This window comes from Alkalihalobacillus phoenicis, assembly GCF_047302405.1.
Classification (GTDB): Bacteria; Bacillota; Bacilli; order Bacillales; family Bacillaceae_D; genus Alkalihalobacillus.
On record NZ_CP154853.1, the window covers coordinates 3623782 to 3639913 of the forward strand.

12 protein-coding genes, 2 tRNA genes and 2 rRNA genes are annotated in these 16132 nt (G+C 40.0%); 3 read left to right on the forward strand and 13 right to left on the reverse strand.

Translation table 11 applies throughout. The features are described 5' to 3' along the window. Positions 1 to 172 precede the first annotated feature (172 nt). Complete coding sequence (locus AA0017_RS16945) at positions 173 to 922, forward strand: MgtC/SapB family protein (protein WP_413376365.1); 750 nt, start codon at positions 173 to 175, stop codon at positions 920 to 922. 69 nt (positions 923 to 991) lie between these two features. Continuing rightward, positions 992 to 1438 (forward strand): GNAT family N-acetyltransferase, encoded by a 447-nt coding sequence (locus tag AA0017_RS16950; protein ID WP_413376367.1) that lies wholly within the window; start codon positions 992 to 994, stop codon positions 1436 to 1438. 71 nt (positions 1439 to 1509) lie between these two features. Here the strand turns inward: AA0017_RS16950 and AA0017_RS16955 are convergent, their stop codons facing one another. The 6 genes from AA0017_RS16955 to AA0017_RS16980 form a co-directional block, all read right to left on the reverse strand. Continuing rightward, a complete protein-coding gene (locus AA0017_RS16955; RefSeq protein ID WP_413376369.1) occupies positions 1510 to 2028 on the reverse strand; it encodes a sugar phosphate isomerase/epimerase family protein in 519 nt (172 codons plus the stop codon). Between the two features lie 48 nt (positions 2029 to 2076). Continuing rightward, the gene (locus AA0017_RS16960; protein WP_413376371.1) at positions 2077 to 2295 is read right to left on the reverse strand and encodes a hypothetical protein; all 219 of its coding nucleotides are present in this window, start codon (positions 2293 to 2295) and stop codon (positions 2077 to 2079) included. 289 nt (positions 2296 to 2584) lie between these two features. Further along, complete coding sequence (locus AA0017_RS16965) at positions 2585 to 3706, reverse strand: GerAB/ArcD/ProY family transporter (protein WP_413376373.1); 1122 nt, start codon at positions 3704 to 3706, stop codon at positions 2585 to 2587. Positions 3707 to 3723: 17 nt separating this feature from the next. Continuing rightward, a complete protein-coding gene (locus AA0017_RS16970) occupies positions 3724 to 3960 on the reverse strand; it encodes a hypothetical protein (protein WP_413376375.1) in 237 nt (78 codons plus the stop codon). Positions 3961 to 3975: 15 nt separating this feature from the next. Next, the gene (locus AA0017_RS16975) at positions 3976 to 4416 is read right to left on the reverse strand and encodes a Ger(x)C family spore germination C-terminal domain-containing protein (protein ID WP_413376377.1); all 441 of its coding nucleotides are present in this window, start codon (positions 4414 to 4416) and stop codon (positions 3976 to 3978) included. Then, positions 4397 to 5626, reverse strand: a complete 1230-nt coding sequence (locus AA0017_RS16980) for a GMC family oxidoreductase N-terminal domain-containing protein (RefSeq protein ID WP_413376379.1) — start codon at positions 5624 to 5626, stop codon at positions 4397 to 4399. The genes AA0017_RS16975 and AA0017_RS16980 overlap by 20 nt, the downstream gene beginning before the upstream one ends. Before the next feature lie 221 nt (positions 5627 to 5847). Here AA0017_RS16980 and AA0017_RS16985 point away from each other — a divergent pair, with 221 nt between their 5' ends. After that, the gene (locus AA0017_RS16985) at positions 5848 to 7545 is read left to right on the forward strand and encodes a M3 family oligoendopeptidase (protein WP_413376381.1); all 1698 of its coding nucleotides are present in this window, start codon (positions 5848 to 5850) and stop codon (positions 7543 to 7545) included. Between the two features lie 57 nt (positions 7546 to 7602). Here AA0017_RS16985 and AA0017_RS16990 read toward each other — a convergent pair whose 3' ends face one another. From AA0017_RS16990 to AA0017_RS17020, 7 genes are all read right to left on the reverse strand, one after another. After that, positions 7603 to 8793: a CynX/NimT family MFS transporter gene (locus AA0017_RS16990; protein ID WP_413376383.1), complete on the reverse strand. Its 1191-nt coding sequence runs from the start codon at positions 8791 to 8793 to the stop codon at positions 7603 to 7605. A gap of 165 nt (positions 8794 to 8958) precedes the next feature. Continuing rightward, entirely contained in the window at positions 8959 to 9567 is a 609-nt protein-coding gene (locus AA0017_RS16995) for a pyroglutamyl-peptidase I (RefSeq protein ID WP_413376385.1), read from the reverse strand. 175 nt (positions 9568 to 9742) lie between these two features. After that, on the reverse strand, positions 9743 to 10891 hold the full coding sequence (locus tag AA0017_RS17000) for a S8 family peptidase (RefSeq protein ID WP_413376387.1): 1149 nt from the start codon (positions 10889 to 10891) through the stop codon (positions 9743 to 9745). A 1234-nt stretch (positions 10892 to 12125) separates the two neighbouring features. Next, a 5S ribosomal RNA gene (gene rrf, locus AA0017_RS17005) occupies positions 12126 to 12241 on the reverse strand. A 60-nt stretch (positions 12242 to 12301) separates the two neighbouring features. Continuing rightward, positions 12302 to 15242, reverse strand: a 23S ribosomal RNA gene (locus AA0017_RS17010). A gap of 370 nt (positions 15243 to 15612) precedes the next feature. Continuing rightward, positions 15613 to 15688 (reverse strand) — tRNA-Ala (locus AA0017_RS17015). Between the two features lie 232 nt (positions 15689 to 15920). Continuing rightward, positions 15921 to 15997: transfer RNA gene (locus tag AA0017_RS17020), tRNA-Ile, on the reverse strand. Between the last annotated feature and the right edge of the window lie 135 nt (positions 15998 to 16132).

Consider the following 16132-nt stretch of genomic DNA (forward strand, 5'->3'; position numbering starts at 1 on the left):
AGGAATGCAAGCTTTTCTTCAAAAAAAATTAAAAACATTATGCCACCTCATATAAAGTATGCTTTTCTACATATATTAATGAATAAGGAAAAAAGTTTTCCATTAAGAAGTTGAAGGTTTTTCCAATTTAACTCATAATGAAAGATTATAGACCTAAACTGGAGGAATAATTATGCTTATTCAAGAATTCGTTATTAAAATTAGCCTTTCTCTGTTATTAGGGTTAGTCATCGGTATTGATCGTCAAATGAAGCATAAGCCTCTAGGTTTAAAGACAAGCATGGTCATCTGTGTTGCTAGCTGTCTTGTAACGATCGTTTCAGTTGAATCATTTTTTAAATATTCAGCAGAAGGATTATCAACAAATATGGACCCGATGCGCCTTGCCGCCCAAATTGTTAGTGGAGTCGGTTTCCTTGGAGCTGGGGTTATTCTCCGCCGCAACAATGACGTTATTTCTGGTTTGACAACTGCCGCCATGATTTGGGCAGCTTCTGGACTCGGTATTGCGATTGGTGCCGGCTTTTATCTTGAATCATTCTATACGGTTCTTCTAATCCTTATTGCCATTAATATCATCCCTTCATTGTTAAAAACAGTTGGACCACCAACTCTTAAACAGGATGATGTTGCCTTAAAAATCGTGATGGAACCGAATCTAAACATGACAGAACTTATCGAAGCCATTGAGCAAAAAGGAGAAATACTTGAAGAAAAAGCTACTGAACCCATTACGAAAAAAAGAAAAAATCGACGCAAAAAAGAAATTTCTATCCGCTCGGTCAAAGTTAAAGACTTAGATAACGGCAATCAACTAATCGATTTAAAAATATCCGTACCAAGTAAAATGTACATTACCGATGTCTATTATATAATAAAAAAAATCCGTTATGTTAAATCGGTTAATGTGGAGAAGTTGTAAAATGAGGCTGTCCCATAAGAGTACATCATTATGAAGACAGTCTTTTCAAAACAAATAAGGAGGTAATAAATGAACCTATCGTTCTCTCAATTAGAATCCCTACCAACTGAAAAAGAATCAACCCAACTTATACGTCTCCATGAGAAAATTTTTGCTCAAAAGTCCAATTTTATCGGAAAATTGAGACAACAATCTAACATTCTCATCCATTTAGCTTATAACAACAACCAACTCGTGGGCTATAAAATCGGCTATGAATTAACTGAAGAGAAATTCTATAGCTGGCTTGGTGGTGTGGACCCTCATTATCGTAATTACGGCATCGCTTCTACTCTCATGAAAATGCAACATGACCTACTAATAGAATATGGTTACCAAATCGTCCAAACAAAAACAATGAATAAATGGCGGAACATGTTAATTTTAAATATTAAAAACGGATTTGATGTGCTCGAAACCTATACGGATAAAAAGGGCATGCACAAAATTATTCTTGAAAAAAAGCTCATTAAATAAGGCGGAAAAAGAATACTCCATCACACCTATCAATATGTGGATAAAAGAAGAGATTGTAAAAGGAATAAAAATTATAATGATTTCAAATATAGGAGACTCTTTTTAATACTTTTAAAAGGATCTTCTGACACATCTTGTTCTACAAAATAATATTGTACACCTACCTCTTGAGCTACAGTGAATATAGACGGCCAGTCCAGGATTCCGGAACCTACCTCTTTAAAATTCCCTTCCTTATCAAGGTCTTTAACATGAATAAGAGGCACACGTCTCTCATACCTTTTAAGAATCTGTTCTGGGTTTTCCCCGGCCATCTTGATCCAATACGTATCCAATTCTAACCCCAATTCAGGACCTGCTTCATTCAGCAACCGATCCAAGACAAATTGCTCACTACCATAGGCTAAAAACTCCCAATCATGAGGGTGATAGACAAGTTTTAATTGATGTTTTTTAGCCACTTTTGCTGCATAATTTAAAAAAGAGCTAAGTGCTTTGAATTTAGCTTCACTATGAAAAGTCTCTTCTGGAGCCGTTGTTGCAATATAAGAAGCACCAATCTTTTGTGCGTAATCAATATGCTTTTGCAATTCCCTTTCTAGAAGGTCAGATTCGATAAATAAGGAAACCCCATGTAATTAAAGAGAATCCAATGTTCTTTTCATTTCATTTGGTGGTATGTGCTCATATTCATATAAATCAAGTGTGCGGTAACCTATTTCAGCTACTTTTTTCAACGTAGTATAATAATCTTGACTAAATGCCTCTCTTACTGTGTAAATTGCTAAACCTGGAGAAGCTAATAAGTCCTTTTCTTCAATTTCCATCATCTCTTTACCAACTTTGCGAAACCTCATTTTTCTCCTCCCTTCTTTTATTATCTCGTACGGACTTACTTTAACCCCATAAACTCATATTAATATTCAATAATTCAAATTATCACTTTAGACTCTATAATATATGTTTCATTCTACATGCTATGCTCAACTCCATCAGAATAATCAAAAACAACCGAAACTGCCTCGAAGGCTGTATGTATTCCAAAAGGTACTATACATTCCATGGGCTCCTCCGTTTGGATTCTTTATTCTTTCTAAAAAAAGGTGGCGACAATTTTTGAGGAAGTCATATTCGAACTGCGAAGTACTAAACTCCTTTTGATTGATTTTTTTTCTGTCTCAGAAATGTCATCGCGACAACAAAAAGAATCGGTAATACAGCTATAACGGTTATTAATAACGGATAGACAGTTGAAACCGCAACATGGAATTCCCTTTCATGGTCAAACGTCGATATGGAAAGAAAAAAAGAACATAAGGCAATGGGAAAGATTAACATTCTTTCATCTTTAAGTTTTAACAATTGCGAGAATGTAAAATTTAAGGCAAACAACGCAATCGTCCCTTTCATATATGAACCAAGAATCCATGTCATCGCAACAATAGCTTCCACCCCTGTAAAAACCTCTTTAATATCAATTAATGTTGCGATATAGAATAAAGAATATTTTATATCCGCTCCTGTCGGCCCCAAAACCATAATGGTTAAAAGAATAGCCATCATTAAAAACAACCCTTGTAACATTAAAGCCCGAAACATTGCCTTCTTCAACCCTTTCTTTTTATCAGAATGAGTAAAAGAAAGTAACAGTGCGAAAATGGCAACTTCCGCATATGGAAATCCGTAATTGACATAGACTCCGTGGAATATAGGCTTTAGTCCGTCTGAAAATAAAGGTAGGAGATAGTCAGGTTGAAGCTGAGGCATAATCAACAACAGAAAGAGAATAAATGCCCCAATCATAAAGACAAACAGGATCGTAAACATTCTCCCCATCACTTCAATACCGGCATAAACAGTCAGGGCAGAAACCATATACAAAAACAGGTGTACAATCGATGCTGGTGTCTCTAACATCAAAGTATTATTTAAGAAAAGGCCGACATCAAACATGATGTATGTGATCATTAAAAACAACATTATACAAATAGGAATTACAATGAGCCCAGTCCCAAAATTACCAAGAGTTTTCCTAGAGTGTTCAACAAATGTTTTCTCCGCAGATTGGCGATGTAAAAAAAGAATAGATAGTAATAAAGGAATACTAATCAAAAAAGCAATAATAAGTGATAACCATGCCATATTACCGGCTCTATTTACTAGTGGCGACGGGATATTAACGATAGCTGATCCTAATAAAAAGCTTATAAATAAGAATGACATTTGCCTATCGCTAACTGACTCCTTATCTTTTCCCTTCACTTTCATCGCTATCTTCCTTTACTCTATGATGATAAATAATCAACTATCTTTTCAGCCGGCTCCCAAAAGAGCATATTAATAAAATCCACGACATTTGGCCATTTGGCATCCCATATAAAATCAATGCTTTGGTATAGAGAGGCTAGAATTATGACTGAATAAATAAATTTTGCTCGTTTTTCCTGCGTACTAAATCTCGATAAATCAAACGAAAACAAGATTATATATACTAATACAACGAGAAACACTCGTTCAAACATTAAAAGCCTCCTCCATCATTGATTGAATTTCACAAAAGGAGTGTAATCTATAATACCCGAACCTTCAATATCGATTGAAATATCGAAGACAAACTCGCTTTTTGCAAATAAGTCATCCCAATCTCCTTTTATCTCTTTCCACTTACTTGGAGATTTCATATTGATTTCATGCCCTACATTAATTACATCTATTTTTTTGTCTTGTAACGTAGTGATTACACTTCTTAAATCATCTTCTATGTAGTCTTTAATTTCTACAACAAGTTCCTCAATTTGCTCCACCGTTTCTAGCTCAACCGGACATAGCAATTCACGTATGACCACATCTAAATCAAGGGAAATATCAGTTACTACTTGTTCCCCTTTCATTTTAGGAGAGAGCTGATAATTTTCTAAAGAAATTTCAAATACATTGAATTGATTTTCTTCACCATGATCACCACACGGTAAATTCATATTTACTTGCTCTAGTTTTCCAAGTAACATAAGGAGAAGGGTACCAAAAATAGCTACCTGGCCCGTGAACTTGAATTTGATAAGGACGATGTTCACTTTGAGGAAGAAGAATTCCAAGTGTACCTAAAGGATCAGAAAATGACTTACTATCGGCTTGGGTCGTTGCTCGAATATAAGAATGATTTGTCAAATAATGTCCAACCGCTCCGCTAAGTCCTGAATGAAGCAAAAGTCGTGGTGACTCGAATGCTCCTGCACTTATGACCACATGCTTTGCTTTTATATCATATACTTGCTTTTCTTCTGACATCACTCTAACTCCTTGCACTTTACCATTCTCTGCAAATATATTTGTTGTCCGTGCATTTATCGCTAAATCAAATGCTCCATAATTTAGAGCTCTCCCAAGCAACACAATCGAACTAAAATAAACACTTGATTGAATCCGACCAAATTGAGTTGCTTGCAAATCTACTGCCATCGGTATTGGCTCGGCTTCTCTATATCCATTTGCTCGGAGCTGCTCAAGAAAGAATTGCGTAACCAAAGAACCTACTGTAAATTGCTCAGTCACATTCATCACGTTTTCAGCGAGATCATAATACCTATTCATTTCTTGCAAAGAGAGAGGCCATGATTCAATAATAGAAGGATCCATACGCGGGGTCACCGCACTCCAAAATAAAGAATTTCCTCCTAATGCATCAACTTGAATCGCTCCAGGATACTCATAAGAATACTTTGAAGATAACGTCGAGATCTTTGGGTTATATAAATACCTCGCTAAACGTTCCTCATTCACCGTTACTAAATTTTGAGCATGTGTTGGTAGGAGTAACTTCCCAGCTTCGATTAGACCTATCTTCTTGCCACTCTTGAGTAAATTTTCACATAGGCGCCAAAGAGCAGCTCCTCCCCCTGCTCCACTCCCGACCACAAGAACGTCATATTCCGTTTCAGCCATTTTGGCAAGAGAAGTCGTTGGAATCCAATGATCGAGCGGGTCCTCTGGTTCTCCATAAGGACATAAAGGTAAATCCTTTGCCTCTATATCTATTCGAGGAGATGGAATGTTCACTTCTACCCCTTCCTTGTCACTAGTCACACTTAAAATATGTGGATTATAGAAGATTAAATCCTCTACATCCACATGATGCTTTTTTGCTAGTTCCGTTAATGATTCACCACTTTTCGTTACATGTATCCTCACTGCTATTCACTTCCTTAGTAACCATCTCTTCACATACTATACGTACCAATACCTAAATGTGCACTAACGCCCTTATCCTTTAAACCTAGTTTTGGATGAAGTTATAATCATTCACAAATGACTCCACCCTTCCAACTAAACAAATATTATTTGAAAAAAGCAATTATTTTAAAGGATTAAAAAAAGAATGTCGAATACATATAAGATAAAGGGGGATGACCATGAAAAGTTTTGAAAACTATACATATGAACGACCGAATGTACAATCTGTAAAAGAAGATTTTAAATTATTACTAAAAGAATTTACCAATGCAACAAATGTGAAGGCAGCGACAACGGCTCTCGAAAGTATTAATCAATTTCGAAGTAAGCTTTCCACGATGCATACACTTACTTATATTCGTTCATCCATTGATACAAAAAATGATTTTTATCAAAAGGAACGCGATTTCTTTGATGAAATTTCACCAGAATTGGATGAACTAAATACTACTCTTTATCAAGAGTTAATTAAGTCTCCATTCCGTGAAGCTCTCGAAAAGAAGTGGGGAGCACAATTATTCGACATTGCTGATTTTCAAATCAAATCTTTTTCACCGGAAGTGATTCATCTACTTCAAAAAGAAAATAAACTAACGTCCGAATATGCAAAGCTTGTTGCCTCGGCAGAAATTGAATTCCAAGGAGAGAGTTACACACTCGCTCAGCTTGCTCCATTTACACAGGACAATGAGCGTAATATTCGACAAGAAGCCGTTGATGCTAGTTTTGGTTTTTATGCAAATCATTCAGATAAATTTGATGAAATTTACAATCAATTAGTTAAAGTTCGCCATGAAATCGCGACCACACTTGGATATAAAAACTTTGTAGAGCTAGGCTATATCCGCATGTTAAGAATTGATTATAATGCAGAAATGGTTGAAGTATTTCGTAAACAAGTACGCGATGTGATCGTTCCACTCGCCTCTAAACTGTATAAAAAACAAGCGAACCGAATTGGCGTTGATTCACTAAAATTTTATGATGAGAATTTCAAGTATAAAACTGGGAACGCCAAACCAAAAGGCTCTCCACAGTGGATTATCGATAACGGGAAAAAGATGTATGAAGAACTGTCTCCAGAGACGAAGGAATTTTTCCAATTTATGCTTGAGCGAAACTTAATGGATCTAGAAGCGAAAAAGGGAAAAGAAGCGGGAGGTTACTGTACTTTTATTGAGGACTACCAAGCCCCGTTTATATTTGCTAACTTTAATGGTACTTCTGATGATCTCGATGTTCTCACCCATGAAGTTGGTCATGCTTTTCAATGCTATTTAAGTCGAGATATCGGGATACCAGAATATTTATTCCCAACTCATGAAGCTTGTGAAATCCATTCGATGAGTATGGAATTTCTAACATGGCCGTGGATGGAATTATTTTTCAAAGAAGATACGGATAAGTACAAATATTCCCATTTAGCGACTGGCCTTCAATTCCTACCATATGGAGTCGCTGTCGATGAATTTCAACATCTTATTTATGAAAACCCTGAATGGTCACCAACTGAACGAAAACAAGCATGGAAACAGTTAGAGGAAACATACCTGCCACATCGCGATTATGATGGCAATGCTTATTTAGAAGAGGGGAACTTTTGGAAAAGACAAGGTCATATTTACAAATCACCGTTTTATTATATTGACTACACTCTTGCCCAAATTTGTGCCTTTCAGCTTTGGAAAAGATCACAGGAGAATAAAGAAAAAGCATGGAATGATTATTTAAACCTATGTAAGCTTGGTGGTTCAAAGTCATTCCTCGAATTAGTAGAAGCCGCTTCCCTCGCCTCTCCATTTGAAGAAGGTATGGTTGAAACAGTAGTGAAAACCATTGAAGACTGGCTTGAATCAGTTGATGATCAAGCATTATAAGAAATTAAAAACAACCCATTATCTATTGATTGGGTTGTTTTTTCTTAGCTGCACTCTTCATTTTTCTCTTTCAACAAAGCCGCTTCCCGCTTTAAAACCGATAAAACAAATGACGATTGATAGAATAATAAGGAGCATCATCGGTGCCCTCCATCCACCAGATAGTTCATGGATAAAGCCGAATAAAACAGGACCTGATGCTGCCAATAAATATCCTAAGGATTGAGCCATTCCTGATAGCTTGGCCGCTTGCTGAGCATCCTTAGTACGAAGAGGGAAGAACATCATCGCCAATCCAAAAGCACTACCACATGCGACTCCCATTAATAAAACCCATACTGGTAGCCAAAATCCCATTAACAAACCAACACTTGATATTAGAAAACAAATGCCTGTAGCTACAGATAAAAATCGTTGATCTTTCATTTTCCCTGCAAGAATCGGGATAAGAAACGTCATCGGAAATAAAGCTCCTTGCATGGTCGCTAACATCCAGCCTGCCGCTATTGAACTATATCCATATGTCTCGAGAATCTGCGGAAGCCATGTCAAAACTGTATAGTACAAAAAGGATTGGATCCCCATAAAAGCCGTAACAAACCAAGCTAACGATGATGTACGCAATCGAAAAGAAACAGCCCCCATTTTGTCTAATCCTTTTTTTATTGGCTGATTGTTTTTGAGCTGAAAACCCCAGACGATGAGGGCTATCACAGCAAGCCCCCCCCAAATTGCTAACGCCCCACTCCAATGAAAATATAAGGATAGCGGCTCACTAATACCAGAAGAAAGAGCTGCTGTTACATTCATAACAAGCCCATAAATCCCTGTCATCAACCCAAGCCGTAATGGAAAATGCTGCTTTATAATCGCAGGCAGGAGAACATTACAAATAGCAATCGCCGCCCCAATAAAAGCTGTCCCAATAAATAAAGATGGAATGCTCGGATAGATGCGTACCGCTATTCCAATTGTTAATACAATCAAAGCAACAAAGATTGTCTTCTCCGTTCCAAATCTTCTAGCAAACCTCGGAGCAAAAGGAGACAAAAGGGCAAAAGCAATAAGGGGAATCGTTGTCATACTCCCTGCCATCGATTTAGTTAAACCAAGACTTTCCTGGATCGAACTTAAAATTGGACCAATCGCTGATATCGGAGCTCTTAAATTTACCGCAACTAAAACAACCCCAAAAAACAAAGCCCACAAAGCCTTTTCATTGTTTATTTCTTTTTGAAGCTGTGTCACATCCATCCTCCAATATAGAATAGTACAGTCAGAATAAAATCACTCTTTAACCACTCTTTCCTATCCTAAATAAAATCATTTACATATAGCCCTATTACACCCTATTCCCATTTTCAGAGCCACAAATTAAGGTAATCTAATAGTGTATATGAGTCTACAAATCTACTAAGAATTCATAAGAGATTTAATACAAATTATGATCCCTTTCTTTAAATCTTCATGACTCCAACTTGGGATTCTCCCGTGTTTGATAGCCAATTCATGTGAGGCAGGAATATGAATAAAACCAGTTGGAATAGAAAGTTTTTTTGATTTTGTATAATAAAGAGCTTGATACATAACATGGTTACACAAATAAGTCCCAGCCGTATTAGAAATCTCAGCAGGTAGTCCATTATGTATTAATTGCTCGACCATAAAACTGATAGGTAAAGTAGAAAATAACCCGTCTGGTCCTCCAGCTTGAATCACTTCATCCATTGGAATATGTCCCTTATTATCTGCTAAACCGTGATTAACATTAATCGCAATTCTTTCTGGCGTGATTTTATACCTACCACCAGCAAGACCGAGGGAAATAACCGCATCTGGTTTATTCTCATCTATATATTTTAATAATTGCTTACCTGCCAACTCAAAATCAACGGATAACACTTTCGAGGTAATGATGTATTGTCCAATTTCTTTCCCTTCTAATTCCTCCACAATTTTCATCGTTGGATTGATTGAGAAGTCAAGGAATGGCTCAAAGCCTGTTAACAATAGCTTTTTCATTATATGTACCTACCTTTTTAATTTAATCAAATAAATATAAGATATCCCCCTTAAAAATTGCTATAATTTTATAATATCATAAATATTTATAATTTTTATTCTATTAGATTCTAAACTATTATATAAAAGAAAAGATGTGAATATGTATGTTTACAAATTCACATCTTTTTGTAACTTATCTTACGGCTTCCTCTGCATTAACTAAACCACTACCATATTGAGTTGGATTTCCAAGTGGTGTAGCAGTATTGGATAAATGCTGTCTGATCTCTATATTTGACCATGTTGGATTTTTCTCTTTCACAAGTGCTGCCACTCCAGCTACGTGAGGAGTGGCCATTGAGGTACCACTAAGACTTGCGTATTGATTTTGCAAATATGTGCTTTGCACACCCACACCAGGTGCTACAATATCTAAGCCTGTCCCATACTGAGAGAAACTTGCACGATTGTTATTTTGATCAGTTGCACCAACAGCAAGTGCATTAGCATAACGAGCTGGATAAGAAACTGTTCCAGATCCATTATTTCCTGTAGCTGCTACCACAAGTACTCCCGCAGCAGTTGCTTGATTAACCGCTAATTCTAGTGTTGGGCTACCCATTGGACTACCAAGGCTTAAATTGGCAATATCCATTCCGTTCTCTGCACTCCATTGAAGACCTTGAGCAATAGAACTGACCGATCCATTTCCGTTAGCACCTAACACTTTTACTGCATAAAGTTCTGCATTTGGAGCAACACCGATGACACCAATGGAATTATTCAATGCTGCTATTGTTCCAGCAACATGGGTTCCATGTCCATTCCCATCTTGATAAGTTGGCTCCCCTGGAACAAAGCTCACTCCTCCTCTAATGTTTAAATCTGGATGTGTAGCAATTCCTGTATCAAGAACGGCCACTTTTACTCCCCAACCAGTTAAACCAATACTATGAGCAAAAGGTGCTTGTACACGGGTAATCCCCCAAGGGGTTGTTTGATTAGCAATAGAAACTTCAAGATCTTCTTCAATAAAAGAAATAGACGAATCAGCTTTTAATTCAGCTAAATCTTCAGGACTTAGCTCCACCGAAACAACAGGAATTGAATCAAATTCATATAAAAGCTCCATTTCCACTTTTTCATTATTCACTTCTGCTAATATCGACATTTCTCCATCTACTTTTTCACTGCTTTCTATAAACTCTGATACCTCGATTTGATTTTCAAAACCAATCAAATATTGCTTCTTTTCTTCCTCAGCAGATACTGATGTAGTCGTTAAGGTTATAGAAAACAATAGAGCAGCACTCGCCACCACTTTACTAAATAGCTTTTTCAAATTATTTTCCTCCTTATTATTTATTGAAATTAATAGAGTCATAGAAAATAATACTAAAAATCAATTCAATTTTTCGAATACATCAAGCTCAAAGAATAGGAAGATACGCGTCGAAGTATCACCTCCAAATTTTTTATAAACATTGGGTGTGTAAATAATCATAAAATTAAGAGGAGAGACCTAGTAATAATCAATAGTGTCTTTAAAAATGAATATTAGATGACTTCTAGTATATATTTTATGAATATTCAAAATAATCAATAGCTGCGATGTTAGAATAAACGATAATACATATCTAGTAAATAACATATAAATATATTTATACTAAAATAATATATTACTACTATATTTCACTGTATTTCATGACCTGTTTTGACAGTTACCAGACCTTCCGACCTGGTTACTTTTTATTTCACTCTCTAGCTACTAGACCTTTATTATGTACTTAAAATTATTCTCTCTTATATTTAACATTTAGGCATGTTAAAAGAGGCTAAGACAAAAACCTGCTCTGATATGAAAAATGTAAAATCTTCAATAAGAAAAGTTGGATGACTGTCATTATAGTCATCCAACTTATTTTTAGGTAGTTTTGTCCCGACCACGTTATTTCCTGAGCTTTCTTTTTATGCATATTAAAAAGCACACTCCTATTGGAATGTGCTTTATCGCTTGGCAACGTCCTACTGTCTCTTCGATTCTCTTCTTCAGGGAAGCAAGGCATGTCGCTTTTCCTCGAAGCTTTTCACGAGGTCGCACGAAGACAACCGATTCGTCTCACGCCCGCTCCCTGCTTGATTCATGAGGCTTTTTCATGAAGAATTTCACGAGGTTTTCTTTTTGAAGCCTATCCTCCGTAGATGCTGCCCCTACGGGCCAGAGCTCTTCACCGCCTGAGCGTTCTCTTTATGCAAATTAAAAAGCACATTCCTCTTGGAATGTGCTTTATCTGCCTGGCAACGTCCTACTGCCTCTTCGATTCTCTTCTTCAGGGAAGCGGGGCATGTCGCTTTTTCCTCGATGTTTCTCACGATGTGGCACGAAGACAACCGATTCGTCTTGCGCCCGACTCCTGGTTGATTCATGAGGCCTTTTCAATGATGGGTTTCATGAGGTTTCTCTTTTTGAAGCCTATCCTCCGCAGCTGCTGCCCCTACGGGCCAGAGCTCTTCACCGCCTGAGCGTTCTCTTTATGCATATAAAAAAGCACACTCCTATTGGAATGTGCTTTATCGCTTGGCAACGTCCTACTCTTGCAGGGGGAATCCCCCAACTACCATCGGCGCTGAAGAGCTTAACGGCCGTGTTCGGCATGGGAACGGGTGTGACCTCTTCGCTATCGCCACCAAACTATGGAGAGGATTCTCTCAAAACTAGATAATCGATAAAAACATGATGTCAAGAATAATAATGGATAAGTCCTCGACCGATTAGTATCTGTCAGCTCCACGTGTCGCCACGCTTCCACACCAGACCTATCAACCTCATCATCTCTAAGGGGTCTTACTGGATTAACTCCATGGGAAATCTCATCTTGAGGGGGGCTTCATGCTTAGATGCTTTCAGCACTTATCCCTTCCACACGTAGCTACCCAGCGATGCTCCTGGCGGAACAACTGGTACACCAGCGGTGTGTCCATCCCGGTCCTCTCGTACTAAGGACAGCTCCTCTCAAATTTCCTGCGCCCGCGACGGATAGGGACCGAACTGTCTCACGACGTTCTGAACCCAGCTCGCGTACCGCTTTAATGGGCGAACAGCCCAACCCTTGGGACCTACTTCAGCCCCAGGATGCGATGAGCCGACATCGAGGTGCCAAACCTCCCCGTCGATGTGGACTCTTGGGGGAGATAAGCCTGTTATCCCCAGGGTAGCTTTTATCCGTTGAGCGATGGCCCTTCCATGCGGAACCACCGGATCACTAAGCCCGACTTTCGTCCCTGCTCGACTTGTAGGTCTCGCAGTCAAGCTCCCTTTTGCCTTTGCACTCTACGAATGATTTCCAACCATTCTGAGGGAACCTTTGGGCGCCTCCGTTACTGTTTAGGAGGCGACCGCCCCAGTCAAACTGCCCACCTGACACTGTCCCTGAACCGGATCACGGTCCGAGGTTAGAATGTCAGCACAGTCAGGGTAGTATCCCACCGACGCCTCCACCGAAGCTAGCGCTCCGGCTTCCAAGGCTCCTACCTATCCTGTACAAACTGTACCAACATCCAATATCAAGCTACAGTAAAGCTCCATGGGGTCTTTCCGTCCTGTCGCGGGTAACCTGCATCTTCACAGGTACTATAATTTCACCGGGTCTCTCGTTGAGACAGTATCCAAATCGTTACACCATTCGTGCGGGTCGGAACTTACCCGACAAGGAATTTCGCTACCTTAGGACCGTTATAGTTACGGCCGCCGTTTACTGGGGCTTCAATTCAGAGCTTCTCCCGTAAGGGATAACCCCTCCTCTTAACCTTCCAGCACCGGGCAGGTGTCAGCCCCTATACTTCGCCTTGCGGCTTCGCAGAGACCTGTGTTTTTGCTAAACAGTCGCTTGGATCTTTTCACTGCGGCTCTCTCAGGCTATTCACCTTAATAGAGCACCCCTTCTCCCGAAGTTACGGGGTCATTTTGCCGAGTTCCTTAACGAGAGTTCTCCCGAGCGTCTTAGAATTCTCTTCTCGCCTACCTGTGTCGGTTTACGGTACGGGCACCTCTCACCTCGCTAGAGGCTTTTCTTGGCAGTGTAGAATCAGGAACTTCGGTACTAAATTTCCCTCGCCATCACAGCTCAGCCTTCGCGAGAAGCGGATTTGCCTACTTCTCAGCCTAACTGCTTGGACGCACATATCCATCAGTGCGCTTACCCTATCTTTCTGCGTCCCCCCATTACTCAAACGGTGAGGAGGTGGTACAGGAATTTCAACCTGTTGTCCATCGCCTACGCTTTTCAGCCTCGGCTTAGGTCCCGACTAACCCTGAGCGGACGAGCCTTCCTCAGGAAACCTTGGGCTTTCGACGGAGGGGATTCTCACCCCTCTTTTCGCTACTCATACCGGCATTCTCACTTCTAAACGCTCCACCAGTCCTCACGATCTGACTTCGCTGCATTTAGAACGCTCCCCTACCACTTACACCTGAAGGTGTAAATCCATAGCTTCGGTGATACGTTTAGCCCCGGTACATTTTCGGCGCAGAGTCACTCGACCAGTGAGCTATTACGCACTCTTTAAATGGTGGCTGCTTCTAAGCCAACATCCTGGTTGTCTAAGCAACTCCACATCCTTTTCCACTTAACGTATACTTGGGGACCTTAGCTGATGGTCTGGGCTGTTTCCCTCTTGACTACGGATCTTAGCACTCGCAGTCTGACTCCCGAGGATAAGTAATTGGCATTCGGAGTTTGACTGAATTCGGTAATCCTGTGGGGACCCCTAGTCCAATCAGTGCTCTACCTCCAATACTCTCACCTCGAGGCTAGCCCTAAAGCTATTTCGGGGAGAACCAGCTATTTCCGAGTTCGATTGGCATTTCACCCCTACCCACACCTCATCCCCGCATTTTTCAACATGCGTGGGTTCGGGCCTCCATTCAGTGTTACCTGAACTTCACCCTGGACATGGGTAGATCACACGGTTTCGGGTCTACGACGGCGTACTCATTCGCCCTATTCAGACTCGCTTTCGCTACGGCTCCGCTTTATCAGCTTAACCTTGCACGACATCGTAACTCGCCGGTTCATTCTACAAAAGGCACGCTGTCACCCATTAACGGGCTCCAACTAGTTGTAGGCACACGGTTTCAGGATCTCTTTCACTCCCCTTCCGGGGTGCTTTTCACCTTTCCCTCACGGTACTGGTTCACTATCGGTCACTAGGGAGTATTTAGCCTTGGGAGATGGTCCTCCCGGATTCCGACGGGGTTTCACGTGTCCCGCCGTACTCAGGATCCACTCTGGAGGAAACGAAGTTTCGGCTACGGGGTTGTTACCCTCTTCGACGGACCTTTCCAGGTCGCTTCACCTACTTCGTTTCTTTTTGACTCCGTATAGAGTGTCCTACAACCCCAAGAGGCAAGCCTCTTGGTTTGGGCTGATTCCGTTTCGCTCGCCGCTACTCAGGAAATCGCATTTGCTTTCTCTTCCTCTGGGTACTTAGATGTTTCAGTTCCCCAGGTCTGCCTTCTCATACCCTATGTATTCAGATATGGATACCATCCTATTAAAGATGGTGGGTTCCCCCATTCGGATATCCCCGGTTCAAAGCTTACTTACAGCTCCCCGAGGCGTTTCGCCGTTCGTCGCGTCCTTCTTCGGCTCCTAGTGCCAAGGCATTCACCGTGCGCCCTTTCTAACTTAACCATTTTGGCTGCAAATCAACGTAAAAATAAATTTACCGTTGCTTTTGGCCAAATTTGACTTCCGATTTTCGATGAATCGAATCTCGTTGGTCGTATTATCAAAGGTTTGATATGAATTCTTGACATTCTCGTTCGTCTATCGTTATAGACTCCGATGAATTAATCATGTTTATCTTATTATCTAGTTTTCAAAGAACCATTTGACTGCGAATCAACGGCGGATTTCTTCGTCCATTTCATTCTTTCGATTCTCACGTGCTAAAGCACGCTCCGAGTCTCCAGAATTTCATGTCCTCGAACTCCTTGTTGCTTCTTGCCAACAGACTTAGATAATCGATGATTTCGATTTTCTTTGTCGTTTTGTGTAAAATTGGTGGAGCCTAGCGGGATCGAACCGCTGACCTCCTGCGTGCAAAGCAGGCGCTCTCCCAGCTGAGCTAAGGCCCCAATATGACTTCAGATAACCTTCGTATTTCTTCGTCAACTTCACTCCCTCCATCATGTCATGTATCAAGATACATTCCAATCTTTCGGTCATTCGTTTCCTCGAACTACTCGGTTCTCTCTGCCCTTTATTTGTAAATGATAATCCTATTTCTTTTGCCCTTTTCTTAGTTATTAAACTACTTTTCCAGACAAAAAATAAGCATCACTTATCACTTATTAGGATGAGTATATATGGTGGGCCTGAGTGGACTCGAACCACCGACCTCACGCTTATCAGGCGTGCGCTCTAACCAGCTGAGCTACAGGCCCATATATAACTTCTAATAAAACTTCGGGAATAAACCATTCACCTTAGTTATATAAGAATGAATCAAAGTTCATTCAAAACTGAACAAAAGGACCAAAGCGCAAACAACCGAAGTTGTTCGTCGACTAGAGTTAAAT